We start from the raw sequence: 24353 nt of genomic DNA, 5'->3' as shown, positions 1-24353 counted from the left end.
TGTTCAGCCTATTCGTTGCAAAAAGCGGTGAATGCTGATTTGTTCCCAGACCTCGTTTACATAAAACGGATCATCGTGTATAAAAGCTTCCACATATGATTTGTTTTCCGCTTCGATCAGCAGGAAGCTTCCGATCATCGTTTCGCCGTGCTGTTCTTCCACCAACGGGCCAGCCATCACGATCTGGATGTTATAAGCTTCGATACGGGCCATGTGTTCCCTGTGCGCCTTGTACCATCTCAGGCGATCCTCACCATTCTCGCCCCGGTCGACCGCATGCACCAGAAACAGCATCTTGCTGTCTTTCACGCTTGAATTCATACATCCCCTAAATTGAACTCAAAATCAGTGCCCCATGAACTCAGTCCTTCCCACACTCTCGGCTTGAGTGGCAAATATTTGTGCCAGGGACGAGGCTCGAACATACCGAGCTCAGGGAGATACACATCCATATCCGTGTACAATTCCACCACGTTCTGATCAGGGTCGTAATGGTACGTCGCAATATTATGTCCGGCAGTATGACGAGACGGCCCCCAAAGCACAGGAATGTCGTTCCTTGCCAAAACATCTGAGCTAGCATAATGATGACTTGCATCCTTTAACTGGAACGCGATGTGATGCATTTTGGAAGTATGAGGGGAGGCCACGATGTTGATGACGTGATGATCAGTATTGCAGGTCATGAAGTGGCAGAAATTTTCATCAATTTTATCCGTAAACCAGAAGCCGAGAGCCTCTTCATAGAACGATACGCATTCCTTCACTTTCTTGGCATAAAAAGCAATGTGGCCTAGCTTGAGCGGAACGATACCCGAGGTTCCAAATCCGGGGGCTGTCAGCTCCATTTGGGCATACAACTGCACCTGGTTCCCATCCGGGTCCTGCAAGTCGAGATATTCCGGTATGCCTGGCTTCGCATCCGCTTTCAGGACAGAATGGATTCCTTTTTGCTTGAGCTGTTCCTGTACTTCCTTTAAAGACAGCTTGTTGTCCAACTGATAGCCGTAGCGCAGAATGCCGCTGTAATCGGATGGAGTCAACACAATATTGTGATGATCCAGCCCATTGCTCAGATAGACGCTTCCATTCTCACTGCGATCCGTGATCTTGTAGCCCATTGCCTCCGTATAATAGGAGGCCATTTTCTCCACATCCTTGCTGGCAAACTCCGCAAATCCAAGTCTGATTGCTTTAATCATCACGCTACCCCTCCCGATTTTGGGTTATGGTTGTTGTGCGCGTACCTGGTTCTCTTGGATGCCAAGATCAATTGAGCCATCGGCGCTTTTGATCTCACAACGAATGATGTCACCATCCCGCAAATACTTGTTACTGCCCATTTGACTTTCAACCAGCAGCTCCATCTTTTTCTGTCCAGGCACAAACGGATTCAGAATTTGATCCATCACCTCTGACTGGAGATGCAGGGCAACACCACCTGTCGTCCCGGTAAGAATCAGATCACCTACGGACAAATTCATGATCTCTGATAATTCCGTCAACGTTTCCGCTGGCTTATACAAAAGCTGGCTGGTATTGGAGGATTGTCTTAGCTCTCCGTTTACCCATAACTTCAAGTCCAGCTCATGGATAGATGGCATCTCGTCTTTTTCCAGCAAGTATAAATACGGCCCTGTCGGACAAAACGTGCGATAGCTTTTTCCTTTTAGCCACTGGCCTTGGGGAAGCTGGACATCCCGTGCCGATACATCGTTGGCAATCACGAGCCCTGCTACGTACTCATGCAAATTTTCATCTGAAATTTGGAGAGGCCCGCTGATATCCTGGCCCAAGACGAGCCCAAGCTCCAGTTCATAGTCCAGCAATTTGACATGCTTCGGGCGCATGATGTCCGAATCCGCTCCGCATAATGAGCTGTCGGCTTTGGTAAAAATCATGTTAAAGGGAGGGCGCTCCACGGAAAGACCTGCTTCCGCCCGATGAGAAACGTAGTTGGCACCCTGGCAGATGATGCGAGCCGGCTCCGTAACAGGACTTTTCAGCGTAATCTCGGGAAAAGAAATCCTGCTTGCATCCGCTGTTTTCAGTGCCTTCTTTGCTTCCTCCACACCTGTTTTCAAAAAATCGGCCAATGTACGGTAGTGACCTGCCAACACTACGATTTCGTCTTTCTCTACCACTCCCCAATGAACCTGCATCTCTTTCTCAAAACGGACCACTGGAATACCCATTTTTCCACTCCTTTCAAAATCAGAACGGTTTTTATAATATAATAATATTTATTTTTACCGAAATGAATCAGGCCATCGTCTGTGAATCAGCATCGATACTTCCCAGCCATACGTAACACTCAATCGCGTATAAGCTGGGCCACCCGTTTTATCAATTTATGCATGGCTTGACTGGCTCTCGCCTTATCGCGTACACGAATTGCTTCCATTACTTCCTTGTGCAGCAGGATTTCATCATAAAAATTCTCTTCAGAAGTATTCTTTCTTTGATTTTTCAGACGGGGAATCGTAACATGTCTGCTGTTTATCAATGTCGTCCGCAGCATGCTGACCAAACTGATCATCAGCACATTGTGTGATGCCAGCAAAATGCTGTTATGAAATTCGTAATCGGCTTTTGCCCATTCCTGCTCATCCGAAATGGAAGCCTCCAGCTTGTAATAGGCTGTTTCGATCTCGGCGATATCGCTATCGGTAGCATTGGCAACTGCCAGCTCAACTGCTGCGAGTTCAATAGCCAGTCGCACCTCAGTCAGTTGAAGCAAGAAGGACTGGTTATCTTTGGCATGAGAAGCCCAGACAAGTACATTGGGGTCCCACCATTGCCAGTCAGATCGCGGTCGAACAACTGTCCCAACCTTCGTGGTGGATTCAACCAGCCTGCGAGCTGTTAAACCCTTCAGAGCCTCACGCACTACCGTACGGCTAACTCCTCTTTGCTCGCTTAGCACTTCCACCTTGGGCAAAAATTCGCCCGGAAGCAATTTCCCTTGTACAATTTGTTTACCAAGCTCATGCAGGAGCTGATCACTCAAATTCAGATAAGTAGACACGAAAGAAATTCCCTTCCTTGGCGTTTCAATTGAGCCTTGACTCAATCAAATTCGTTTCTCTACATTATACCAAAACTGATAATTGGCTATAAAGGGATTTTCCCATATCTTCTTATGGCCTTACATTAATGGTTGCGCCCGCAATCCGCCATCCACATACAGCTCGATAGCATTGACTCCAAGATTGTCGAATAAAAAATCAACTGCCTTGACTACGTCTTCTGTATGCGTTATCCGCTTGGTCAGCGTCTTGGATGCGACTGTCGCCACATATTCGGTTTCATTTACCCACGTATGATTATCGCCGACCAGGCTGGGGTGAATGGAATTGACCCGAATGGGCGATAATTCAAGTGCAAGTGAGCGCATTAACCCGTATAAGCCCGCGTTTACCGTTGTGATTGTCATGGACCCAAGATATGGGGACTCCTTGGAAAGACCTCCGAATAGTACAATAGAAGATTCCACACTGCGCTTGAGCTTTGGCAACAAGGCATGAACTACCTCTGTATAACCGACCAGCTTCAGTGTGGTCAAACGAGCGGCTCGAGCCGTATCGTATTGCTCAATGGTATTTTTGTCTCTCTCAAGTGCTGCCAATACAATATGATCGACCTGACCAATATCTTGTACCGCCTTTGCGATACTCTCCGGCTGCGCCAAATCAAAACCAATCCCCGTTGCCAAGCTCCCAATGCTCGCAGCTATTTGCTTAGCTCGCTCCGGATCGCGTCCAGTAATTACAACCTGACAACCATTTTCCACGCAGAATTTGGCTACAGCAAGACCCAGCCCGCTGGTTCCTCCGACAATCACAACCGATTTCCCTGATAGGGACATTCATCTTTCCACCTTTCATTAGTTATCTGAAGCATTTGACTTTTTAAATAATATTATTTAATGATTTAAAAGTCAATTCCTGTTTGGTAAAAAAAGGTATTGGCAGTTATCTCTAATTAATATATCTTAAATTCAAGATAAATAACACAAACAAACAATCTTGTGGCAAGTATCCTGTGATAAACCAAACGACCCAGAGGTGCTAAAATATCTAGTTCTAGTATCTTTAATTAGAGATAATTTAAATGAAGATATTTATCTCTATTGAAAAATGGATCCACAGTGAATCTGCACAAGAGTCATGAGGGTGTGATTGTCATGTAGCCAATATGGCACCATCTTAATCCAAAACTAATAAACCTTTAGGAGGAATTTATCATGACAACGCAAAAACCAAGTGTCATTGATGTAAATGATGCAGCTCTCTTGTTGATCGACCACCAAAGCGGTCTGTTCCAAACAGTAGGGGATATGGACGTACCATCACTCCGTCGAAACGTGATTGCTCTTGCAAAAGTGGCAAAGCTGCTGAATATCCCAACACTCACAACTGACTCTGTACCAAGTGGACCAAATGGCCCATTGATTCTAGAAATCGCTGAAATCCTGCCAAACAATGTATATGTACCACGCAACGGTGAAATCAATGCATGGGATAACCCTAACTTTGTTAAAGCGGTTGAAGCAACTGGTAAGAAAACCCTGATTATTGCAGGTACACTGACCAGCGTTTGCATGGCGTTCCCTACTTTGTCCGCACTGGCAGAAGGCTACAAAGTATTCACTGTAATTGACGCTTCCGGTAACTGGAGCAAAATGGCAACAGATATTACACTCGCACGTGTAGTGCAAGCTGGAGCAGTTCCTATCGATACACTCGCTGTTATGTCCGAATTGCAAAAAACATGGAACCGCCCAGATACACAAGAGTTCGCACAAATTTATGCAGAAGTAATGCCAAACTATGGCTTGCTGATCGAAAGCTTCCAAAGAGCATTCAAAGAAGGCCAAGCAGCTAAGTAATCTGGCACTTACCAACCATTACAAATAAAAAGCGCGGATCTTCTTCTCAAAACGGAAGAAGGTCTGCGTCTTTTTTATTTTCTTCAAAAATTCCACGCAGCATGAATGAATGCGATCAGAAACTGAGTCGGACTCCACAAGTCGCTATGTCTTGGAATTTCCTTCTCAGACGTAGCTACTCGTTTATTTTCATCTTTTTAAGCTCTTGAAAAAACCACCAGCTCGTAGAGGAAACAGGAGAAATAAGCGAAGATCTTTGGGACTCCGACCGAGACGCAGTGCAAAAAGCGATGTGTTTCAGAGGTGGACGCTTAAAAGCGTGTCATTGGACGCGGTTTCGCTTTTTTCATGGAGCCGGGCAGTCAATCTCACAGCAGGTGGACCTAGAAGCTGAGCGTTTTCTCCTGTTTCCTCCCACCACTATAGCTCGAACAAGAGGTTTTTAAAAAAGGCTTCCCCGCAATGACAAGCGTCCAACAGTGCTGGCCAAGTTTTACATACGATGACCATGTAAAACAAACTACCTCCAGAAAGGAAGGGGTGCTATGGCAACCTTTCAGGAAGCGCTCCTGGCCAAGAAGCATTTGGTCAAAAGGTGGAAGCGGATGCCGGGTGTAATTGGCATCGGGATTGGCTACGCAAACGGAAAAAACAAAAAAGGCGGGGCCTGCATTGTGATGTATACTGTCAATGCAAGTGCCGCCGTGAAGAAGAGCTGCCCGAGCTGCGTCCTTGTCAAAAGACAGGTGGCGACAACTCCAACTCATGTATACGTTCCCGTTCGAACTGTCACCTCTGGACGATGCCATTGTCATCCTGCTGTACGTCCCTCTGCAACGAATTATCGCAGCAGAATCAGACCTGTGATTGCGGGATATAGCATCGGCTACCCGGGAGCGTCCGGAACGGCTGGGTTAATCGTTGCCCGAGGAGGCCAACGGTTCGTGTTGAGCAACAATCACGTCCTGAATCGTAACAATACGAGTGGCTATACCGAGACCATCCAGCCTGGTGGAGCAGACGGCGGCCGTTCAGGAAGAGACCGAATCGGGCGCTTGTATCGCTTTGTTCGGCTTCGGAGAAATGCAGCTAATCGAATGGATGCAGCGATTAGTATCCCTACTTCCAATCGACTCCTTGCCCCCCGCTATGCAACAGTGGGCAGAGTACCAGGTGTGATTCGTTCATATGGCATCGGGCGCAGATTGAAAAAAGTGGGCCGTTCATCGGGGCTGGCATGGGGAACGGTTGAATCGATCCACACCGATATTGATGTCAGTTACGGGAACTACGGAGGACTGGGGACCATCCGTTTTCAGAATCAGACGGTCATCAGAAGTACAGTTCCCGTCTCCTTGCCTGGAGATTCTGGCTCTGTTTGGCTGACTGCGGGCAACTATGCTGCAGCAGTGAATTTTGCTGGTTCGTCCAATGGTAGACTCTCGATTTCGTATCCTGTGGTCTGGGCATTGCAAGCGTTTGGCGTCGGAGTAGCAAGAGCAGCAGGGAGAACTGGCAAGTCAGTTGCCAAAGCCAAAGGAGTCAGGCGAAACAACGCTCGTACTAGACCATTGTCCGCCACTGAGTTAAACCGTGTCCAAACAAAAAAAGCTGCCTCCAACAGGCAGCCGGGCAAGAAAAAGACGAATAGATAATAGCATTAGGAAACTTCGTTGGCTAACTGATCCAGTACGTGGAGAATGCGTTGTGAGATTTCTTCTAACGTATCAAACGCAGCTTCTGCTTCCTCTAGTTTTCCTTGCTTGACGAGGTGGTAAATTCGCCGAACCGTTTCATGGAACTGTCGGTGAGGCGTATCCAATTGCTTGAAAGAGGGCAAGGTGCTCACGGATGGATTGTTCAGGGCCTCGTTATACCAAATCCCCAAGCGGCATTGATGATGGTCGACGAGTTCTTTTTCATCAATGTGGTGATAGCCAAGCATGAAGTTGTACAGCCACCATCTCCATAAGAGATGGTCGGTTTTAACGATTCGCAAGTAATGCTTAGTCTTTAAGTGGCTCGTTTGCGTGATGCTCAACTTGTGCAGGCTGTTAATGCTGGCGCCAACATCATAGACGTTTTTACCTACATTCGCGACGTGCGAAGAGACCTGCTCCATATTCGTCTGGACTTGCGATATGCGCATCGAAATATCATCGGTGGCAGCAGACTGCTCTTGTGCCAATGCTGCGATATGTCCGGTGGAATGCCCGACAGTCTCAATATTTTGCACAATATCTCCTAATATCCCAATTGCATCACGTGTCTGAATCACTTTATCGTTAAAATGGTCGCTCATGAGAGTGGCCGTTTCTTTTACCTGGACAGCTTCATTCTGGACATTGTTGATTGTCGCTGTAATGCTTTGCACGGATTGCTTGGTCTGTTCGGCGAGCTTCCGTACTTCATCTGCCACGATAGCAAAGCCGCGGCCGTGTTCGTTTGCTCGCGCAGCCTCAATTGACGCATTCAATGCAAGAAGATTGGTTTGATCCGCAATATTGCGTATGACTTGGACGATCTGGGAAACTTCTGCAATGGATGTCATTAGCTGCGAAATTTTTGTTTGCATCTCTTGGAATTCATCTGCCATGGAAAGAAAGCTGGTCAATGACTCTTGGATAATGTCCTTGCCGATCGTCGCTTGCTCGATGGTGGTGGAAGCACTCTCTGCGACAGAGACGGCTGATTGAGCCACTTTTTGCACAGATTCGCTTAGTTGCTCGGCAGCAGATCCCACATTGCCGGCTTCCTCGGTCGTATCCTCAATCGTGTCCAGCACATGCTTGAATTTATCGATCTGAATCACTAACTCCAGAACTTCGCCCAGACGATCAATGACTTTGAAATCATTGTCCTCCTGATACGATTGGAGGACGATTTGCGAATCAAGTGTGATGATCTTCATGAGTGCCAACAGGACGGAAGAAAGTTCTTGTGGACGTTTCGAATAGGTGTTGACGATTGCGGGAATCAAATACTCATAGACCCGCAAGTAAGAGCCTGTATACCATTCTGGAGCAAGTCCAATCTTGCTGTGGACCTCTCCGATTTTCTTACGTCCGGCTACATAGGCGTCGTCTAGCTTTGCATGTGGAAGCGATTGCAAATAGTGACGAAAGGATACGGCCAATCGATCAACCGTCGTATGCGTTTCGATGATCTGCATAAGATGGGAGTATTGGCGAAGCATGTGGTAATGACGCTCTGTAATAGCCTCTAGGTGTTCTGTTAAGAGTGGTTCAATTTGTTTCAACCGATCAAGGTCTGTCTGATTCATTTGCAAAAAATGCACTTTTCCTTGTAGCTGATCGGGCATTTGGACATCGCTTTTTTGAATTGAGGCGGTAACGGTTTGAGCGCCACGCTTACCAAACATAAAATCCCTCCAAATTTTTACGAAAAACGGGCCTATTCATGAAAGGAATAGGCCATAAGTGCTTTATAGATTATAGCATTCACGAAGGGAATTGAATCTTTGGAACTATTGTGATTTTGTGAAAAGTATATGAAGAAATGGGCAACATCATCGATTATTCAAAAAAGGTCATGTGATGCTTATCGTCCCGGTAATAGGCGAGACGGTCCTGGAGAGTGCCTGTATGCAATTCGAACTTATGCCCATCAGGGTCGGTGAAATAAATGGAGCGTTTATCCCGCTCCGAACGATCCCGTCCATGCAAAATGGTAACGCCATGCTTTTCCAAATGAGCATACCACTCATCAAATGACTCTTCTGTGATAGTGAAGGCCATGTGTGTATAGGAGTGAGCAATTTCATTGCGAGGGATGTCTGGTTCCTCATTCAGCGCTAACCAATAGCCATTCAGCTCAAAATAAGCCAGCTTGCGACCTCGTACAAGTGGATTGGCATGCAATACATCCCGGTAAAAACAAAAAGATTTCTCCAGATCAGAGACAGAGAAAAGCAAATGATTCAATCCTTGAAGTTGCGGCAATACATCCCCCACCTTTTTAGCAATAATCTTGCAACTATTGCTATTGTATGGGGAAAACAGGCAAACCACCAGTCTACCCCGGGTCTGCCTGCAATTTGTTTTAGGATTGACTTTGTTGAGCTTGCGCTTGGGTTTGTAGCGTGGATTGGACTTGGGATACCATCGTTTGTGCTTGGGCAATTTCCTGAGACGCTTGCTTCAGGGCTTCTTCGGCGAGCTGTGGATTGGCAGCAGATTGCTCGATCGCTTGCGTAATCATATTTTTTGCCAGCGTAGTGGCTACCTCTGCTTTTTTAAGCGAGTCGGTGTTAATTTGGCTCGGCATGATATACCTCCTGCGGGTTTTGATGATGGGAACACCGTATTAATTTGCCCCGCACGCTACGGTTTATGTATGTGGATACGCGTCCAACCGTTTTTCTCCTGCGATGCATAGTCTGACAGGGGGAGGGACGTTAAATGAAAAAGAAATGGGTGCAAGTCATTCGATTGGCAGAGCAAGCGTTCTTTACGATTATCTTTTCGGCGCATAAGCGGGTGGGGGATCGCGGAATCCTTTTGCCAAAGCGGTTTCATTCCAAATTGAAAATTCGCCGTTTCTTGCAAAAATTCATGACTCCTTGTCTGGCAAATCGAGTGATCGGCAATCTTGATTTGCGGCGAATAAACGGACGACTCGCGATTCCAGTAGGTGATACGATAGGGGCACCGCCAATTGTAAAATCAAAGGTCCTGTCTTCGGGTAGCAGATGTTCGACGCTTGTGGTATGGTTTGCCTTCGATCCAAGTGATCGATTTTTCCGTGTGTACCAGTTGAAAAAGCTTCCGAATGGGCGTTGGATCGTTGTAGGACGACATCCGCTCGACTATCCGTTTAACCTTCCGCAGGATTTCCTGAAACGACAAATACCCTGTGGAAAAATCTGTACACCATGGAGAGAGAAGTTAAAAACTAGGAAAAAATGACTATATTCCAAAAAATCCGGTATTGCTATTGGTTCAATTTGCCTGTATAGTATGTAAGTGTTGCAATACTTATCGGAAATTGTCGAATGAGAGAAGGTCCGATATGGCTGGAAATCGGGAAGTAGCTCAGCTTGGTAGAGTACTTGGCTTGGGACCAAGGGGTCGCAGGTTCGAATCCTGTCTTCCCGACCATGTTTTCATTTGAATAGGCCGGTATGGCGGAATTGGCAGACGCGCGCGACTCAAAATCGTGAGGGAAACCGTGGGGGTTCAAGTCCCTCTACCGGCACCAGCAATCTATACATATGGTTTTCGTTATAAGGTGGGGAACAGTGAGTAGGCCTGTTTCTCACTTTTTTTTTTATTCTTACCATCATTGTTCATTATTCCGGTTTACGCTGTATCGACTGGATGGAGATACTCTCACTTATGTGTATACGGGTCCTTCATACACCTATGAATTTAACTTTCATTTCTCTAAAAAACTCAATACACGTCCATTAACGTATTCTGGCTGTTCCATCGACAAAACGTGGCCAGCATTATGTACGATTTCCGCTTCAATACCCGGAACAAAAGACGAAGCACGATGTAAGGCAGATTGCGGGTCATAAATGACTTCGTACTCGCTCAGTAATAAGAGAATCGGAACTTTTACTGATTTTAATTCGTCGTCAGTAAAAACATATGGGAATCCATCAGCTTTAGGTTTTGGATTTCTTAATTCATCCTGCCACATAACGCCTGCATGAAACTGCTTTGCAAAATTTGGATGTAATACGTAACGATCCCCCATCATCCACTTTAAAAAATTCTCAACTCCGTTAGGCACAAAAAGGCCAAGTGCGTATTTGTAGAAATTTGGATGAAATGATACGAAAGTTTCCGCAGGACTAAGTAAAACTGCCTTTTCTACTCTCTCGGCCGCACGCAAAACAAAATTCATAACATGAAGCCCACCAAGCGAAAGTCCAAGCAAATACGCTTTTTTGATACCTAGATTATCAAACACTTCAAGAAGCCAATCGGCGTAACCCGTTCTCGTACCGGTTAAATCCGCAGGGATGCTTTTGTTCTTATCACCCATGATATCAATTGCATATGTTCGGTATTTGCTGCTCCAATCAGCAATGTTTGGATACCACATAGTGGAACTAAACATTGCTCCGTGCAGCAATACGAGCGGCGGTGCATTCTTTGGTCCACTTGCAATGATATGCGTTTGACCGAAACGGGTAGATACATAAAATGTTTCGTAATGAACTGGCCAAAGAGCAAGGCTTTCTTCATAGGTTTGATAATAGTGATTGCCGCTATCACTTAGTGATGGAATGATCGGTGCATGGTTAGACATACAAATCTTCCTTCCGATTCTGTTTATATTGATGGGGAAATACGAGGGAAATCTGACTTACGTTTGAAACAGATTCTACAAATAATATAGTACAGTATTTTTTTAACGTCAATTATTCTATGTATGACAATGGAATAATCGGATTATAACAGTGTTTAAAAAACGATATAACAGCGTGTGCTTCCTTAGCACACAAAGATTTTTTACGATTCCTAATTTGAAAAGCACGAAAAAGGTCACATGACGCTTACATTGTGGACGGAGGTCATTACATCAACGTCATGATCGAAGACGATGGGGTCGGCATTGTACCTGCTGTCTTTTCCTTTTGTACCTGCTACAATAGCGTAGTATAGAAGGAAAAGGAGGCGAGAACGTTGAGACTTGCAGGAAAACAAGTGGTTTGCTTCGTTGAAAGTGAATTTGAGGATCTCGAGCTCTGGTATCCGGTGATGCGATTGCGAGAGGAAGGCGCTACCGTCCATTTCGTCGGCCCGAAGGCGAATCACGTCTACATAGGGAAGTACGGTGTACCGTGTGAGGCTGACAAAGCGATGGCAGAGGTCAATCCTGCCGACTATGCAGGTGTACTCGTTCCAGGAGGATGGGCACCTGACAAGCTGCGCCGCTATCCGGAAGTGCTGTCGTTTGTGGTTGCGATGCACGAGGCGAAAAAACCGATTGGACATATTTGCCATGCGGGGTGGGTGCTTGCTTCCGCAAAAATTCTACACGGGGTAACCACGACATCGACGCCAGGCATTAAAGATGATATGGAGAATGCAGGCGCGATTTGGGTCGATGAAGAGGTTGTGGTAGACGGTCACATTGTTGGGTCCCGTAGACCGCCTGATCTGCCTGCGTACGCCAAAGCGTTTGCTGATTTGTTGGCACAACAATAGGGAAAGTAATAGTGGGCTTGCTCGGGTAAACGGGCAAGTCCTATCATAGAAGAAAGAATTTTCATTCTAGTAGGGGGATGATAAGGTGTTCAAAAATCGGGATCAAGTCCCACCAGGAAATGAAATGATGGCTAGCAACGCACATCTACCTGAAAATAAGTTTTTCCCACCCAATTCCCACCGAAATATGCCACCCGTTTTACAACTCGCCAAAAAAGTAGGAAACAAGGCAATGACAAAGCTTCTGCAAAATCAAAGGCAACCTTCCATGCCTGTCACCCAAAGGAAACTCGATCCAGACAGTCTCAATAAAATGAAAGCGGACAAGCCAGATAGATACGGAAAAAAGGATTTCGAAAATGCCGTTGGAGATGACGGGAAATTTACGGATGTGAAAGCGGATAAAGGGCTCCCCACCTTTTGGGGACTGCTAAAGGAAGTGTACGGGGAAGAAAATTTGAATCCATCCATTTTCCATTTTACAAAAGAATTGGGAGATACATGCGATCGACCCCATTCTGTTACTGCTGATATCACAAAAAATGGCTGGGATTCAGAACGTGATCCGTCAGCTCTAGTAACGGCTATCGGGAAACTTGGTTATGAAGAATCGCTCATACGTGATGGGAATGATAAGCGCCGAGTGGCCAGTTATAATGGGGGCCATTTGGTAGGCTATCAGATTCTGCGGGGAGAACAAGCAGACCAGCAATGGAATGTTGCTCCACAAGATAAGAAAAATAATCAGGAATCTTATAATAATACGATCGAGGTTATGCTGCGTGGGGCCAGCGTCGGAACAAAGTATGAGTACACCGTTGAATTGCAATACGATCAATATAACTTTTCCGTGGATCAGGATCAATTGAAGAAACGGGGCATATTGAAAGAAATCGACTCGGATAAACCTTGGGAAATTCAGCTTCCTGTAAGAATTCCGTTTAAATGGGATGCGAGAGCGATGATGATCAATGATGGGCAATTTGGTTCTCCGACAAACGGGACAGCTTCTTATGATCAATATTCGCAAACCATGGACGAAACGAATTTGGATTCTTCAAAAGCAGAGACCACTGCTAGATACAATCTATGGCTAGCAGATGAGAAAGACGACGAGTCCCTTTTTGACAAAGATTCCGAAGAGTTTAATGATCTTCACTGGGTGAAAAATATTCACTTTTCCATGCATCAAGCACTGCCAACTGATCGAAAAAAGAATAAGAATCCGATCGATTGGAAGGGAGAGGAAGGCAAGAAAACAGCCTTCTATGGTGATGTTCGAAAAGGACGGGCTGCAAAGTCTGCGAGCAGTTTAGAAAAGGCAGAAAAAATGCTGGAGCAAAACAAACACCTGATCCATGATATTGAAGCCATTGAAGACGTAAAACAACCTGAAGTATTTGAGCTGCTTCCTAAAAGAGAAATCAATAGGCAGATTGGGGATACAATAAAAGGATTCTTTATCACCCGATTACATAAATGTCAGATCAAAAACGAATATCAGAAGCTACGTGATGCCAATAAAGAATGGTTAAAGTTGTTTTCCGTTCAACATGAAGAATTGAAAATCTTTGAGTTGGGAAAGGAAACATGGAACGAACTAACCACGAAAATCAATAAAGAGGCGAGTCCGGTACAGATTGAAGAGTATATCCTATCGCTAATGGAACTGAAACGGACCCTCTTAAAAATAAAAGATCACCGAGAAAGTAGACGGTTATACAAGCAAGTCGTAGATACAAACTATCCTGTATATAAAGAGAAACTTGAAGATTGCATAAGTAAATCGATAACAGAATATCGGAGATTGGTAGGGCTGAAAGCGAGGGTTGACGAGCTTAGAGTTGAAGAGGAGAGTTTGGATAAACAAATAAAAGGCCCCAAAAAGAAAGTGAAAAGAGATGATCAAGAAAATAAAAAGATACAAGCAAAAGAACGCATGCAAGTACTCTTGCAAGAATTAGAAATGATAGAAAATGAAATCCAAGGACTCGAAAATCTGCAAAATAGTTATAGTCGTATAACGTATGAAGGTTTTTTAAATGGCAAGTGAAATAAGCAAGGGCTGGCTCGTCATGCTGAGTAGGCCCTTGCTTTTTATGTTGAGAAAGCTTTTGCTACGAATTGGAGTTATTCCGTTTCTTCCACGGCGGATCGCCTAACTCATGAATTTTGTTATTGATTTTAAAAAAAAGATAGGGAATCAAAAACGCCAAGATCGTCCCTGTGAAGGTCAAATAAGGAGGGACTACACCTAAAAATTTGAACATGGGATCACCTGTTATTTTGGCGTTCGGTACGGTTGATCGCGCCGATATTGCGTAAATACACCTTTGCTTGAACGGTTATTTCACTTTTTTCATACAGATGCTGCCCTGTTTCCCAATCGTGCCGAATCTTTTTCCACAGCGAAAAATGATGCTGCTTTAGATAGCTGCCAAGCTTGATGACATCCACTTTCATCTGCTTATGGACCTTCTTGACGGTATCATTACTCATTCGCTCGATTTCTTCGGCAAACACTTGTTCAAGCTTCCCCATTGCCGTGTTGTTCAAGGAATCCATTGTGGCGTAAGACTCCGCTAATGTGCCTTCACATTCGATATTAATCGTGAATTTCATGTGCTGCTGATCGCGTAAATCTGCTTTAATGCCATGCTTGATCCCTTGGATGTTCATCGAGACAAGATTGTTTTTAAACTTGCCTTTTACCATACCTCCCTTAACTTTTCCGGTGAGAAAATTCAGTCCCTCCGTCTCTTCTTCCCCGAGAAAACCAATCAACTGATTCTCATGGGTAAAAACAGCGGAGCCTGCTAATTTTACCTCCTGCTTTTCTGCTCTAATGCGCGGGACCACAAAACTGTACGAACTGAGAAGCTCCTCGTGGACATCACCTAATCGGACCTCTGGAAGCATGCGGGAATTTTTATTGACGTTTTCTCCAATCGAGTTAACGTAAATAGCGGGTAGCTTTTCTGTTTTCGGTTTGACTTCCAGTACTTCTTTGGCGAGGCCATTTGAGATAAATACTTTGCTGCTTCGTCTGGAATCTGGATCTCGCAGATAGAAATCGAGTGCTCTGGCAAAACCGTTTTTCGTACGGGCGATGTCTTCGGAGACGATCAGGATCTTCATATGTTGATAAAACGGAGTTCTGCTGGTCCGGGTAGCTAATTCGCGGGAAATCTCGAAAAGAGAATCTCCCTCGGATATGAGGTTGAGATAAGCCTCATTCGCTGTGTTTTGACCGCCGCCGCCGCCGCTTCCTTGGCCGCCGGAGATCAATCCACCGGGGACGACGAATTGATGTGTGACGAGAAAGCGTTCTTTTACTTGAGGCTTGTCTGGAGCCTCTTGTTTGGCTTGCTGCTCGGCTTCATTCGTACGAGGTTTATCAATCGCGACACCAACGACAAATCCTCGCTCCTCAATTTGAACCTGATCCCAGCATCCAGCCAGCAAAGTCGAAAGAAGCAGGAAGATGCAGAAAGCAGTGAGTTGTCTATTCATGCCCCTTTACACCTCGTATGAAAGCGATGAGGAGCAGCAAAATCGGACATAAATAGACGACGATCATTCCGAAATAAGTGATGCTGTCTGCAAACGTGAAGAAATCAACCAGGTTTTGCGGGAGCATCGCGACAAAATAAATCATGGGAGAAAGAATGAGCACCCAAATCGTTTTGTGTACCTTGTTGAACATGGATGACAAGTTGAGCACGGTAATATCGAGCCACATCGCACATGTGTTGAAGATCGTCATGATCCAGATGGTAAAGAAAATGGACTCCACCCGTTCAAAAAATCCGCCGGGGATTTCGACTTCTTTTGCCAGCTCGATGGTTGGATAGGTCAAGTTCGTTGCAACCTCCGCAGAGAATACTCCGATGGCGAACATGTAGATGGTCATGTAGAGCAGAATGGGGATCGAGAGACCTAACGCCACGGCCTTTGCCCCTTCCTGAGGCTTTTTCATTAGCATGGTGTAAAAAAGGATAATCTCAAAGCCAGAATAAGACAGTCCGACCACTCTGGAGCCTTCCAAGAGAGAACGCCAGTCAGAAGAAAAGAAGGGGCGAATATTTTCGATCTCAAACAACTGGGTAGTAAACAGCAGGACGACGAACATGACGACAAGCACCACAGGTAAAAACAGCAAGTTGAGCCGCAGCATGGCAATACGTGATCCAACCACAGAATACTGAACAATCAAGAGAAAGGAGAGCGTGATCATTTCCACCGGGGTATTGTAGAACAGGTACTGCTTGGCGATGTTTCCGATTGCCCTGATTTCAAACGAGACAAATAGCATCGTGTAAATACAGACGAGTAAGGTCAGGATGTAGGCGATCGGTTTGCTCGCGATGATCGAGCTGTATTCAAAGAAGGTTTGTCTCGGAAACCGAGCCGCCAGCTTGGCAAGCAGCCAGCCAACCAGGCACGCACAAAGACCGCTGATCACGACGGATATCCATCCATCGAATGCTCCGGTTGCCTTGGCCAAGGAGCGGGGAAAAGTCAGGATGCCGACGCCGATTGTGACTGAGGCAATGTTAATCCCCATATGATTTTTGCTGATCATTTTCTCCGCCAAGGTTTGTGCACTCACTTACGACCCTCCTGTACTCATTCTGTTTTCATCTTTCGTGTGAAGGGCATCTGGTCGGGTTTTCAAGAAGGTAACAGGTGCGCGTAAAATCATATCCTTCCAATCCCTCGGCATCTGTGGGGCAAGAGGAGCCAAATAAGGGTACCCGATGCTAGTCAGATTGGATAAATGAATCATAATGGTAATCAAGCTTAACACCACGCCATAAATACCAAAAATGGCTGCCATAAACATGGCGAAAAAACGAATCATTCGAAAGGCAATGGCAAGGTGATAAGAAGGGATGGCAAAAGAAGCGATGGCAGTGAGGGCGACGACTATAACCATGACAGGACTGACGATACCCGCAGAAACCGCTGCGTCACCGATGACGAGACCGCCGACGATTCCGATGGTCTGGCCGATCGGTTTCGGTAAGCGTAACCCGGCTTCCTGCAACAGCTCCATCGTCGTCACCATCATGATCGCTTCTACGAATGCCGGAAACGGAACACCATCACGTGTGGCTGCAATCGAAAAGGCGAGATCAGACGGAATCAAGCCAGGGTGAAAGGTCACGAGGGCGATATAGAAAGCGGGCGAATAGACGGCCAGAAATGCTGCCAAATAGCGCAACAGCCTCGCCAATGAACCGACAATCCAACGTTCGTAGTAATCCTCTGGCGAATGCAGGAGCAAGCCAATCGTCACAGGCAAAATGAGCACCATGGGAGTCCCGTCCACCAATATCGCAATGCGGCCTTGAAACAACGCTCCACTCACTTTATCAGGACGCTCCGTGTTATGGATTTGCGGAAAAGGCGATAGAAAATCATCTTCAATCCATTGCTCGATAAAACCGGACTCTTCTAGCTCGTCGACATCGATTGTGGAGATTCGCCGTCTCACTTCATTCAGTAGTTCCGGATCAGCGATGTTTTCAATGTAAGCGATGATCACATCTGTTCGGCTGCGTCTACCTATGATGGACCCTTCAAAGCGCAGGTTCGGGTCTTTGATACGTCTGCGTATGTGAACGGTGTTGTCCCGGATACTCTCTGTAAAGCCATCCCGCGGACCTCGCACCAAGCCTTCGGAGACCGGTTCCTCAATGGCCCGAGTTTTCCATCCCTTGCTGTCGATAATAATGACTTCGGTCGATTCATCTACCAGAAGCGCTGTATCCCCGGAAAGAATGCCTTCGAGTATTTTTGTCAAATCCGTTGCTTTCGATATTTCAACGACAGCAAGGACTTCCTCATAGAGCATCCGGACAATCTCATCTGGCTCAGTCGGTACTACTTTGGAAGCAGTCGAGATCATCAACTGGATTTGTCCGAGGACTTGCGTATCCAGCATATCGCAGTTCGCCAATCCATCAATCGCAATAACGGCACAGGAATGATTGGTGTTGCCGATCGTAAAGGAACGAATTAACAAATCGTGCGGGCTGCCCAGCACGGTCTTGAACGTCTCCATGTTTTGCTGCAAACTGGTCGATAGCGTAAGCGCAGGATCATTTCGCTGCTGCAAACGTTGCGCAATAAGAGAGGGAGTTTTCTTTTGGCGACGCTGGGACAAAAATCTGCGCATCATTTGAAGTTCCTCCCGTTCAGAAAGCGAATATCATGTTAGTGCGATTTTTTCCAGATAGGAGGAAAATTATGCGGAAGAACAGGCGAATGCTAAATCTTTCATAGTTTTGAATTGAACTCATCTGTGACCTATGTTACATTCGGCATGGTAGAATAGAGTGTAGGAATAAGGTAGTTCAAAAAATCGTCTTTTTTGAACAGGTATTAGTAGAGAGAGTAGGAATGATGGAGAAGGGTGGAATAGAAGTGCTTGACAGTCAAGTATTGATCCGGGAAACGGACTTTTCCCGACTGGCACATACATGGGAAGAACTCGCGGAAGTAATGAAATCGCAGGGAGACGAAACCACACCACACAAGCTCATTCAACTGGCCGCGAAAACCAAGCGCGCTGAGTTGAATATTGCGTTTTGCGGACATTTTTCCGCTGGAAAATCAACGATGATTAACACGCTTCTGGGTGTCAATTTACTGCCGTCCAATCCGATTCCGACTAGTGCGAATGTCGTCAAGATTCGGGGCGGAGAAAAAGCGGCTCGCGTCTTCACCATGAACAGCGGAGTCCTTACTTTTGATCCAGATACGGAGATGGAGAAGCTCAAGCAGTTTGCTGTTGACGGAGATACGGTTGAATCCGTAGAGGTATCTTACCCGGGAACATTCCTTGACGAATACGCCAGCTTGCTCGATACACCGGGCATTGACTCCACGGATGCGGCACACAAAATCGCTACGGAATCTGCGCTGCATTTGGCTGACGTCGTCATTTATATGATGGATTATAACCATGTTCAAGCCGAAGAGAACTTCAACTTTACAAAGACGTTGAAGGACCGTGGCAAGCCAGTCTATCTGGTTGTGAACATGATCGATAAACATATTGATTTCGAATTGGATTTCGATAGCTATAAGGAAAGTGTCGAGGAAGCATTCTCGACTTGGAACATTCATCCGGATGGTATTTTTTACACGTCGCTTGCAGAACCCGATCATCCTGAGAATATGTATGAGGAATTTAAGGGCATGCTTGCGCAGTTGATCGCTGATCGTGAAAAGCTGGTTGGCACGAGCGTTCGCAGTGCTGCCGAGCATTTGATCGACGAACACATTCAAGTAGTAAGAACAAGCCAGGCAGATCAACGCCAGCAGTGGGAAGCCCAACTGGATGGTCTGGAAGTGGAAGGCATCGACAGTCGTAATGCAGCAGATGTTCAGAAAGCGCTTGAGCAGGAGGAAGCGGCAGCAGCGACTCTAGAGCAGCGTGCAGAGGATGCCCGAATGCAGATGGAAAAAGAGCTGAGTGTACTTTTGGACAATGCTCGTTTGACTTATTTCAGCACGAACGAAGCAGCACGGAGCTACTTGGAGAGCCGCAAGCCGGGCTTCAAGGTGGGGTTGTTGTTTGCAGGCAAGAAGACAGAAGAAGAACGCGCACGTCGCGAAGAAGCCCTTCTCGTTGAGTTCCGCGAAAAAGTGGCGGGAAATCTCGACTTCCATTTCAAAGAATGGCTCGGCAAGCAGCCGCAAGTATTTGATTTGCGGAGCGAAGAATATCACGCCAGCGTTCACGCTACCAAGATCGAGATTACGGGCGAGTTCCTGAGCAAGCACATCAAAGAGGGTGCGGCTTCGAGTGAGTACGTCCTGAACTACTGTGCGGATATTTCCAACGGGATGAAGCTGGAGTACAGACGCGTGGGCCTGTCCTTCATTGCACAAGTGGTTGAGATGATCAAAGAGCAGGTGCGTGTAGACAGTGCGGCTCAAGGTGAGCGCCTTGGCGTATTGCGCGAAATGGCAGCATTGCATCAAAAGCTGGCAGGACTGGCAGCGAGAGAAGAAGAAACCAAGGGTCGTCTGTTGGCGATTATGCGTGGAGGAGAACAAGTAGCATGAATCAACTACGAGACAAACTAATTACGGCAGCAGAGCGTCTGCGACGCGCAAGTGAAGAAGTCGTTTCCGTACCGGGGATGCAAGCACAGGCACAGGCGATGCTGGATCGAGCAGATCGCCTGACCGCCAATCGTTTTACTGTTGCACTGTTTGGTGCTTTTAGCGCAGGAAAATCCTCGTTTGCCAACGCCTTGATGGGCGATCTCGTACTGCCTGTATCGCCGAATCCGACGACAGCGGCGATCAACAAAATTATGCCGCCTACAGACGAGCGCCCGCATGGAACTGTGCGTGTCGTTTTGAAGGAGCGCGAAGCAATCGAGCAGGATGTTATCCGTTCACTCGCTGTGTTTGGGCTGATTGCATCTGATCTGGATGGCGCGTTGGCCGAGCTGGGCAAGATCGATGTGGCCCAAATCCCGCCTACGGCAAAACCTCACTACACCTTTTTGAAAGCTGTTACAAAAGGCTTGCCAGAAATGGCTGCTCATCTAGGTGGAGAACTGCTCGTGGATATGCAGGCATTCAAAGGCTTCGTAGCCAAGGAAGAAAAAGCTTGTTTTGCGGAATACATCGAGCTGTTCTATTCCTGCCCGCTGACAGACCAGGGCATCGTTCTCGTCGATACACCTGGTGCGGATTCCATCAATGCACGTCATACAGGTGTGGCGTTTGAATACATGAAAAACGCGGATGCCGTGCTGTTTGTGACCTATTACAACCACGCGTTTTCACAGGCAGACCGTGAGTTTTTGCTGCAAATGGGACGGGTAAAGGATACGTTTGAAATGGACAAAATGTTCTTTATCGTCAATGCTTGTGACCTCGCAGCAAACGATGAGGAATTGCAGGGTGTGATTACCCACGTAGAGAAAAACCTCCTCTCGTGCGGAATTCGCCTCCCGCGTATTTATCCGGTGTCCAGCCAGACTGCTCTGTTGGCACGGATGCATGAAAAAGGCAAACTGGCAGCTTCTGCGGAAAAAGTATACCGCCAGCGCACGAATACGGCTGAAGGCGAGCCGCTCATGCCAGCAGATGAAGCATTCAAGTTCTCTGGAATGGCGTCGTTTGAAGCAGAGTTCCTCCGCTTTACGATTGAAGAACTGACGCAAATTGCTGTGAATGCTGCAATCGGTGAAATCCGTCGCGCCCATGATACCATGACAGAATTCATGCGTATGGCACAGTCCGGGGAAGACGAGCGTCTGTTGCGCAAAGAAGCAGCAAGCAACGCTAAAACACAGGCACTGTCAGCGGTTGAAGCACTATCTACCGCTTCGTTTGAGCGCGACTTGACAAAAGAGCGCGAGGAGCTGCTCTACTACGTTCGCCAGCGCCTGTTCTTCCGTTTCAATGAGCTGTTCAATTTTGCTTTTAACCCGGCTGTCATCAAGGACGATGGACGCAACATGAAGCAAGCACTGCAAGGATGCTTGACTGATCTTCTGCGTTCGATCAGCTACGACTTGGCGCAAGAGCTGAGAGCGACTACCCTTCGTTTGGAAAAATTCACGAACAAGCAGGGGACGACACTTGTTGCGGCGTGGCAAAAGGATGTACAAGGCTATGCAGCGGGTCTGACCTTGGCGCCTTATCAGCAGCGGCAGGTGGAAACACTGTCCTTTGCTGATGAACTGCCTGTAGCCGAATCTGCATTTGCATCAGCGATTTCCTTGTTCAAAAACACCAAAGACTTTTTCGAGCAGGATGGCAAAGCGAAAATGCGTGAAGAACTGGAAAAGCGCATGCAAGATCCGGTGAGCGCGTATGTAGAAATCGGAAACAAGCAGTTGGATGAGCAGTTTTCTACGCTGTTCCAAGAGCTGGTGGCGAGTGAGCGCAATCGCGTCATCGACCAGATCAACGAGTATTTCACAGGTCTGTTTGCGGCTCTTGAGATGAACATCGATCTCGACGAGCTGGCTGCAAAAGTAAACCGTGTGGCGGCTGAGTTGGAGTAATCAATTTTTCTACAAGTAAAAAGGGCAGTCCCTACGTCTTGTTTAGACCAGGGATTGCCCTTTTTTACGGTAAAGTGGGAGGAGTGCATAGAGAGTCTGCGCATTTATTACTCTACCCTTAGCAAAATATGCTTGAATCCATCTTCGTCTCGTTCGTGCTGAAAAATAACTGTCCACGTCAATGTCTCATCAAAAATATACATATCCAAGGTGAATCGCGTGTAGTTTTCAAGCAGTTGCTTTGCGTCCATCTTCATTATTTTGTCGCGAATCATCTCTTTACCAAACGTGCTGTACCCTTCCCAAAATACGAGTACCTCGCCTTTTTGGAGCAAAAATGTTGCAGCTTCATTTTTTGAAAGACCCTCTCTGATGATACCCTTATCGTTGTTATTGAATCTCGCTAATTCCCAGAGAAAACCTCTGTACTGTGAAACATATCGCTTATATACAAATCGGCGAAAGCTGCAGCTTTCTGTATCAAAAAAGATGGAAACATAGCGTTCTTTTAGCGACTTAGAACGTTCTTTCTCTAAGGACGGAATCGTACGTGTATTCACAACATCAGGACGATACTGAACTGGCCGATAGGAAAATTCTTGTTTATCGCCATTTTTTTTCGTCACTTTGGTAGAAAATCCATAGCTCATTTCTTCGAGATAATTTGTCCGAGCAAACATATCTAGCGTATAATCCAGTTGGCTCGAATGAAGTTTGGCATATTCTCCTGCGGGTATTTTTTTCACAAAGCACCCGTCTGGAATATGCCCGATATGGCTCACTCTCTTTCCGATGATGGTACTCTGTAAATCCCACACCTCAAATATTTTTTCTGGCTCAAGTATATGCTCGATTTCGGTGAGATGAGGATTATAAAATTGAGCGTAATCATTATCGTGAGAGTCGAAATCGCAATCTTCTGGGACCCCAATGACGATCACCTCGTCGAGTTTACATATGTCCAGCCTCATAGTTCCTCCTGTAGTGTGCAACGATTTGATTTTAACATCCAGTATAAGTAAGAGATGACGTAACTGTAAATACAGTTACGTCAAAAGGATTAACCCATCGATTTCCACGGATAGAAATGATGCCCGCCCATTTGTTCCCAATTATTGTTTTTTTTCTTTAGCATGTGATAGTGAGGGAGATTGGCTGGACGAATTCCCCGGCTAGAAATATGATGTGGATCATGTTGCATAGTTTCATAACCAGTTTGCGTTACTACTTCTTTTGCAAGGCTCTTCCGAACACTAAAAGTTTCTTCTTCATTTTTGGCCGCCAGTTTAGCTGCTGTAAGGGATAGTGGTGTGGTAACGAGGACTCCTCCAGAACTATTCAATCGTGCTCGAAAGTGTTTAACATTATTCTTTTTAATTTCATCTGCAATTTCACTAGTCATTGTTACACTGTCTGTGATAACTCGGGCATAAGAACGTCCTTCATTCTCTCTAATATTTCTCTCCAAGGCTGCTTGGTTTTCTATATAGTTATCTAAATACTCACTCACAATAATGGCACCTGTAACTAACGCTACAAAGTCTCCCACAGGGAGAGGGCCATCAATTGCTGCTAGAGCTCCTAATGTAACCAATCGAGCTGCTAATTGCCGTTCCGTCATTTTAAGTCCAGCGTTGCCTAGAGCCTTTATTGCAGCACTTTCTGACATAGAACTTCGCAAAGTCATATCTTCCTCTGGGAAGCTTTGATGGATTTGATAGTATTCGTAGTATTCTTGTGCAAGCGCATCTATTCTTGCAAAGTCTTCCTGCAAGTCGTTATAGTCAATATCCTCTGATTGTTTTGCTTTCATGTTAGATGTTCGTGTAGGCTGATGTTTATCAATTATTGATGCAACATCTTCGAAATAGTATACATCATGTTCATTCATATAATCTTTTATTTCTTCTACCATCTGGATTCTATGCGGTTTTTCTTCAAAATCTTCTTCAGTGATACCAGTAATGAATGCCTCGATGTCACTTCGCTGAATTTGTTCCTTCTCTACTATTTCCTCATTGGCAAACGCATTGTTAGAGTTTGAAAAAAACAACCCAAAAATCAGTAGTAATTTAACCCAAAGTAATTTTTTCATCACGTATTTCGTTTGTACTACTGGTGCCAAGTAGTTACAAACTTCACTCCTCTCAAATGAATTAATTTCTAGTACCTTAAGGTTGTTAAAAGGTATATTTTGTAAATATTTACAATTTGAATATTAGCATAACATTG

The 24353-nt window shown here is 45.9% G+C and carries 21 protein-coding genes and 2 tRNA genes; 9 read left to right on the top strand and 14 right to left on the bottom strand.

Annotation, left to right across the window (positions count from 1 at the left end; all coding sequences use genetic code 11):
* Window positions 1-3 precede the first annotated feature (3 nt).
* From ASG16_RS17890 to ASG16_RS17870, 5 genes are all read right to left on the bottom strand, one after another.
* Window positions 4-321 carry a YciI family protein gene (locus ASG16_RS17890; protein WP_056489793.1) on the bottom strand — a complete coding sequence of 106 codons (318 nt, stop codon included), beginning with the start codon at window positions 319-321 and terminating at the stop codon, window positions 4-6.
* Complete coding sequence (locus ASG16_RS17885; protein WP_056489790.1) at window positions 318-1202, bottom strand: VOC family protein; 885 nt, start codon at window positions 1200-1202, stop codon at window positions 318-320. The genes ASG16_RS17890 and ASG16_RS17885 overlap by 4 nt, the downstream gene beginning before the upstream one ends.
* Window positions 1203-1226: 24 nt before the next feature.
* On the bottom strand, window positions 1227-2195 hold the full coding sequence (locus tag ASG16_RS17880) for a fumarylacetoacetate hydrolase family protein (protein ID WP_056489787.1): 969 nt from the start codon (window positions 2193-2195) through the stop codon (window positions 1227-1229).
* A gap of 119 nt (window positions 2196-2314) precedes the next feature.
* Window positions 2315-3028: a FadR/GntR family transcriptional regulator gene (locus tag ASG16_RS17875; protein ID WP_056489784.1), complete on the bottom strand. Its 714-nt coding sequence runs from the start codon at window positions 3026-3028 to the stop codon at window positions 2315-2317.
* A gap of 120 nt (window positions 3029-3148) precedes the next feature.
* The gene (locus tag ASG16_RS17870) at window positions 3149-3868 is read right to left on the bottom strand and encodes an SDR family NAD(P)-dependent oxidoreductase (protein ID WP_056489781.1); all 720 of its coding nucleotides are present in this window, start codon (window positions 3866-3868) and stop codon (window positions 3149-3151) included.
* A 378-nt stretch (window positions 3869-4246) separates the two neighbouring features.
* Here ASG16_RS17870 and ASG16_RS17865 point away from each other — a divergent pair, with 378 nt between their 5' ends.
* A complete protein-coding gene (locus ASG16_RS17865; protein WP_056489778.1) occupies window positions 4247-4891 on the top strand; it encodes an isochorismatase family protein in 645 nt (214 codons plus the stop codon).
* A gap of 545 nt (window positions 4892-5436) precedes the next feature.
* On the top strand, window positions 5437-6546 hold the full coding sequence (locus ASG16_RS17860) for a chymotrypsin family serine protease (protein ID WP_056489775.1): 1110 nt from the start codon (window positions 5437-5439) through the stop codon (window positions 6544-6546).
* Between the two features lie 5 nt (window positions 6547-6551).
* On the opposite strand, the gene ASG16_RS17855 is transcribed toward ASG16_RS17860, so the two are convergent.
* The 3 genes from ASG16_RS17855 to ASG16_RS17845 form a co-directional block, all read right to left on the bottom strand.
* Window positions 6552-8273 (bottom strand): protoglobin domain-containing protein, encoded by a 1722-nt coding sequence (locus ASG16_RS17855; RefSeq protein ID WP_056489774.1) that lies wholly within the window; start codon window positions 8271-8273, stop codon window positions 6552-6554.
* A gap of 154 nt (window positions 8274-8427) precedes the next feature.
* Window positions 8428-8853 carry a metallothiol transferase FosB gene (gene fosB, locus ASG16_RS17850; RefSeq protein WP_056489772.1) on the bottom strand — a complete coding sequence of 142 codons (426 nt, stop codon included), beginning with the start codon at window positions 8851-8853 and terminating at the stop codon, window positions 8428-8430.
* 100 nt (window positions 8854-8953) lie between these two features.
* Window positions 8954-9178 (bottom strand): hypothetical protein, encoded by a 225-nt coding sequence (locus tag ASG16_RS17845; RefSeq protein WP_007722024.1) that lies wholly within the window; start codon window positions 9176-9178, stop codon window positions 8954-8956.
* Window positions 9179-9312: 134 nt separating this feature from the next.
* Here ASG16_RS17845 and ASG16_RS17840 point away from each other — a divergent pair, with 134 nt between their 5' ends.
* The 3 genes from ASG16_RS17840 to ASG16_RS17830 all read left to right on the top strand — a co-directional run bounded on the left by ASG16_RS17840 (window position 9313) and on the right by ASG16_RS17830 (window position 10111).
* Window positions 9313-9819 carry a hypothetical protein gene (locus ASG16_RS17840; protein ID WP_056489771.1) on the top strand — a complete coding sequence of 169 codons (507 nt, stop codon included), beginning with the start codon at window positions 9313-9315 and terminating at the stop codon, window positions 9817-9819.
* 115 nt (window positions 9820-9934) lie between these two features.
* Window positions 9935-10011, top strand: a tRNA-Pro gene (locus tag ASG16_RS17835).
* A gap of 17 nt (window positions 10012-10028) precedes the next feature.
* Window positions 10029-10111 (top strand) — tRNA-Leu (locus ASG16_RS17830).
* Window positions 10112-10288: 177 nt separating this feature from the next.
* Here the strand turns inward: ASG16_RS17830 and ASG16_RS17825 are convergent.
* Entirely contained in the window at window positions 10289-11173 is an 885-nt protein-coding gene (locus ASG16_RS17825) for a carboxylesterase (protein WP_056489769.1), read from the bottom strand.
* Window positions 11174-11550: 377 nt separating this feature from the next.
* Between ASG16_RS17825 and ASG16_RS17820 the strand changes: the two genes are divergently transcribed.
* Complete coding sequence (locus tag ASG16_RS17820) at window positions 11551-12075, top strand: type 1 glutamine amidotransferase domain-containing protein (protein ID WP_056489767.1); 525 nt, start codon at window positions 11551-11553, stop codon at window positions 12073-12075.
* An 85-nt stretch (window positions 12076-12160) separates the two neighbouring features.
* The gene (locus ASG16_RS17815; protein WP_056489764.1) at window positions 12161-14128 is read left to right on the top strand and encodes an AAA family ATPase; all 1968 of its coding nucleotides are present in this window, start codon (window positions 12161-12163) and stop codon (window positions 14126-14128) included.
* Between the two features lie 221 nt (window positions 14129-14349).
* Here the strand turns inward: ASG16_RS17815 and ASG16_RS17810 are convergent, their stop codons facing one another.
* The 3 genes from ASG16_RS17810 to ASG16_RS17800 are packed head-to-tail and all read right to left on the bottom strand — an operon-like array spanning window position 14350 to window position 18262.
* Complete coding sequence (locus tag ASG16_RS17810; RefSeq protein ID WP_056489763.1) at window positions 14350-15588, bottom strand: Ger(x)C family spore germination protein; 1239 nt, start codon at window positions 15586-15588, stop codon at window positions 14350-14352.
* On the bottom strand, window positions 15581-16687 hold the full coding sequence (locus ASG16_RS17805) for a GerAB/ArcD/ProY family transporter (RefSeq protein WP_056489761.1): 1107 nt from the start codon (window positions 16685-16687) through the stop codon (window positions 15581-15583). The genes ASG16_RS17810 and ASG16_RS17805 overlap by 8 nt, the downstream gene beginning before the upstream one ends.
* Window positions 16688-18262: a spore germination protein gene (locus tag ASG16_RS17800; protein WP_056489759.1), complete on the bottom strand. Its 1575-nt coding sequence runs from the start codon at window positions 18260-18262 to the stop codon at window positions 16688-16690. It abuts the gene before it with no gap.
* Window positions 18263-18483: 221 nt separating this feature from the next.
* Between ASG16_RS17800 and ASG16_RS17795 the strand changes: the two genes are divergently transcribed.
* Complete coding sequence (locus ASG16_RS17795) at window positions 18484-20157, top strand: dynamin family protein (RefSeq protein WP_056489757.1); 1674 nt, start codon at window positions 18484-18486, stop codon at window positions 20155-20157.
* Window positions 20154-22121, top strand: a complete 1968-nt coding sequence (locus ASG16_RS17790) for a dynamin family protein (RefSeq protein WP_111914446.1) — start codon at window positions 20154-20156, stop codon at window positions 22119-22121. Before ASG16_RS17795 ends, ASG16_RS17790 begins: the two co-directional genes overlap by 4 nt.
* Before the next feature lie 107 nt (window positions 22122-22228).
* Here ASG16_RS17790 and ASG16_RS17785 read toward each other — a convergent pair whose 3' ends face one another.
* A complete protein-coding gene (locus ASG16_RS17785; protein ID WP_056489753.1) occupies window positions 22229-23092 on the bottom strand; it encodes a hypothetical protein in 864 nt (287 codons plus the stop codon).
* A gap of 89 nt (window positions 23093-23181) precedes the next feature.
* Entirely contained in the window at window positions 23182-24246 is a 1065-nt protein-coding gene (locus ASG16_RS17780; protein WP_056489751.1) for a hypothetical protein, read from the bottom strand.
* Window positions 24247-24353: the final 107 nt, after the last annotated feature.

Source organism: Brevibacillus sp. Leaf182 (assembly GCF_001423865.2).
GTDB lineage: Bacteria > Bacillota > Bacilli > Brevibacillales > Brevibacillaceae > Brevibacillus > Brevibacillus brevis_C.
Note: the sequence above shows the minus strand (reverse complement) of the source record. Positions and strands in the feature narration are given on the sequence as shown.

What these genes read in the sequence shown, in the direction of transcription:
- ASG16_RS17890 (WP_056489793.1), bottom strand. Translation starts at nt 321, where the DNA reads ATGAATTCAAGCGTGAAAGACAGCAAGATGCTGTTTCTGGTGCATGCG.
- ASG16_RS17885 (WP_056489790.1), bottom strand. Translation starts at nt 1,202, where the DNA reads ATGATTAAAGCAATCAGACTTGGATTTGCGGAGTTTGCCAGCAAGGAT.
- ASG16_RS17880 (WP_056489787.1), bottom strand. Translation starts at nt 2,195, where the DNA reads ATGGGTATTCCAGTGGTCCGTTTTGAGAAAGAGATGCAGGTTCATTGG.
- ASG16_RS17870 (WP_056489781.1), bottom strand. Translation starts at nt 3,868, where the DNA reads ATGTCCCTATCAGGGAAATCGGTTGTGATTGTCGGAGGAACCAGCGGG.
- ASG16_RS17865 (WP_056489778.1), top strand. Translation starts at nt 4,247, where the DNA reads ATGACAACGCAAAAACCAAGTGTCATTGATGTAAATGATGCAGCTCTC.
- ASG16_RS17860 (WP_056489775.1), top strand. Translation starts at nt 5,437, where the DNA reads ATGGCAACCTTTCAGGAAGCGCTCCTGGCCAAGAAGCATTTGGTCAAA.
- ASG16_RS17855 (WP_056489774.1), bottom strand. Translation starts at nt 8,273, where the DNA reads ATGTTTGGTAAGCGTGGCGCTCAAACCGTTACCGCCTCAATTCAAAAA.
- ASG16_RS17845 (WP_007722024.1), bottom strand. Translation starts at nt 9,178, where the DNA reads ATGCCGAGCCAAATTAACACCGACTCGCTTAAAAAAGCAGAGGTAGCC.
- ASG16_RS17840 (WP_056489771.1), top strand. Translation starts at nt 9,313, where the DNA reads ATGAAAAAGAAATGGGTGCAAGTCATTCGATTGGCAGAGCAAGCGTTC.
- ASG16_RS17825 (WP_056489769.1), bottom strand. Translation starts at nt 11,173, where the DNA reads ATGTCTAACCATGCACCGATCATTCCATCACTAAGTGATAGCGGCAAT.
- ASG16_RS17810 (WP_056489763.1), bottom strand. Translation starts at nt 15,588, where the DNA reads ATGAATAGACAACTCACTGCTTTCTGCATCTTCCTGCTTCTTTCGACT.
- ASG16_RS17800 (WP_056489759.1), bottom strand. Translation starts at nt 18,262, where the DNA reads ATGATGCGCAGATTTTTGTCCCAGCGTCGCCAAAAGAAAACTCCCTCT.
- ASG16_RS17795 (WP_056489757.1), top strand. Translation starts at nt 18,484, where the DNA reads ATGATGGAGAAGGGTGGAATAGAAGTGCTTGACAGTCAAGTATTGATC.
- ASG16_RS17790 (WP_111914446.1), top strand. Translation starts at nt 20,154, where the DNA reads ATGAATCAACTACGAGACAAACTAATTACGGCAGCAGAGCGTCTGCGA.
- ASG16_RS17785 (WP_056489753.1), bottom strand. Translation starts at nt 23,092, where the DNA reads ATGAGGCTGGACATATGTAAACTCGACGAGGTGATCGTCATTGGGGTC.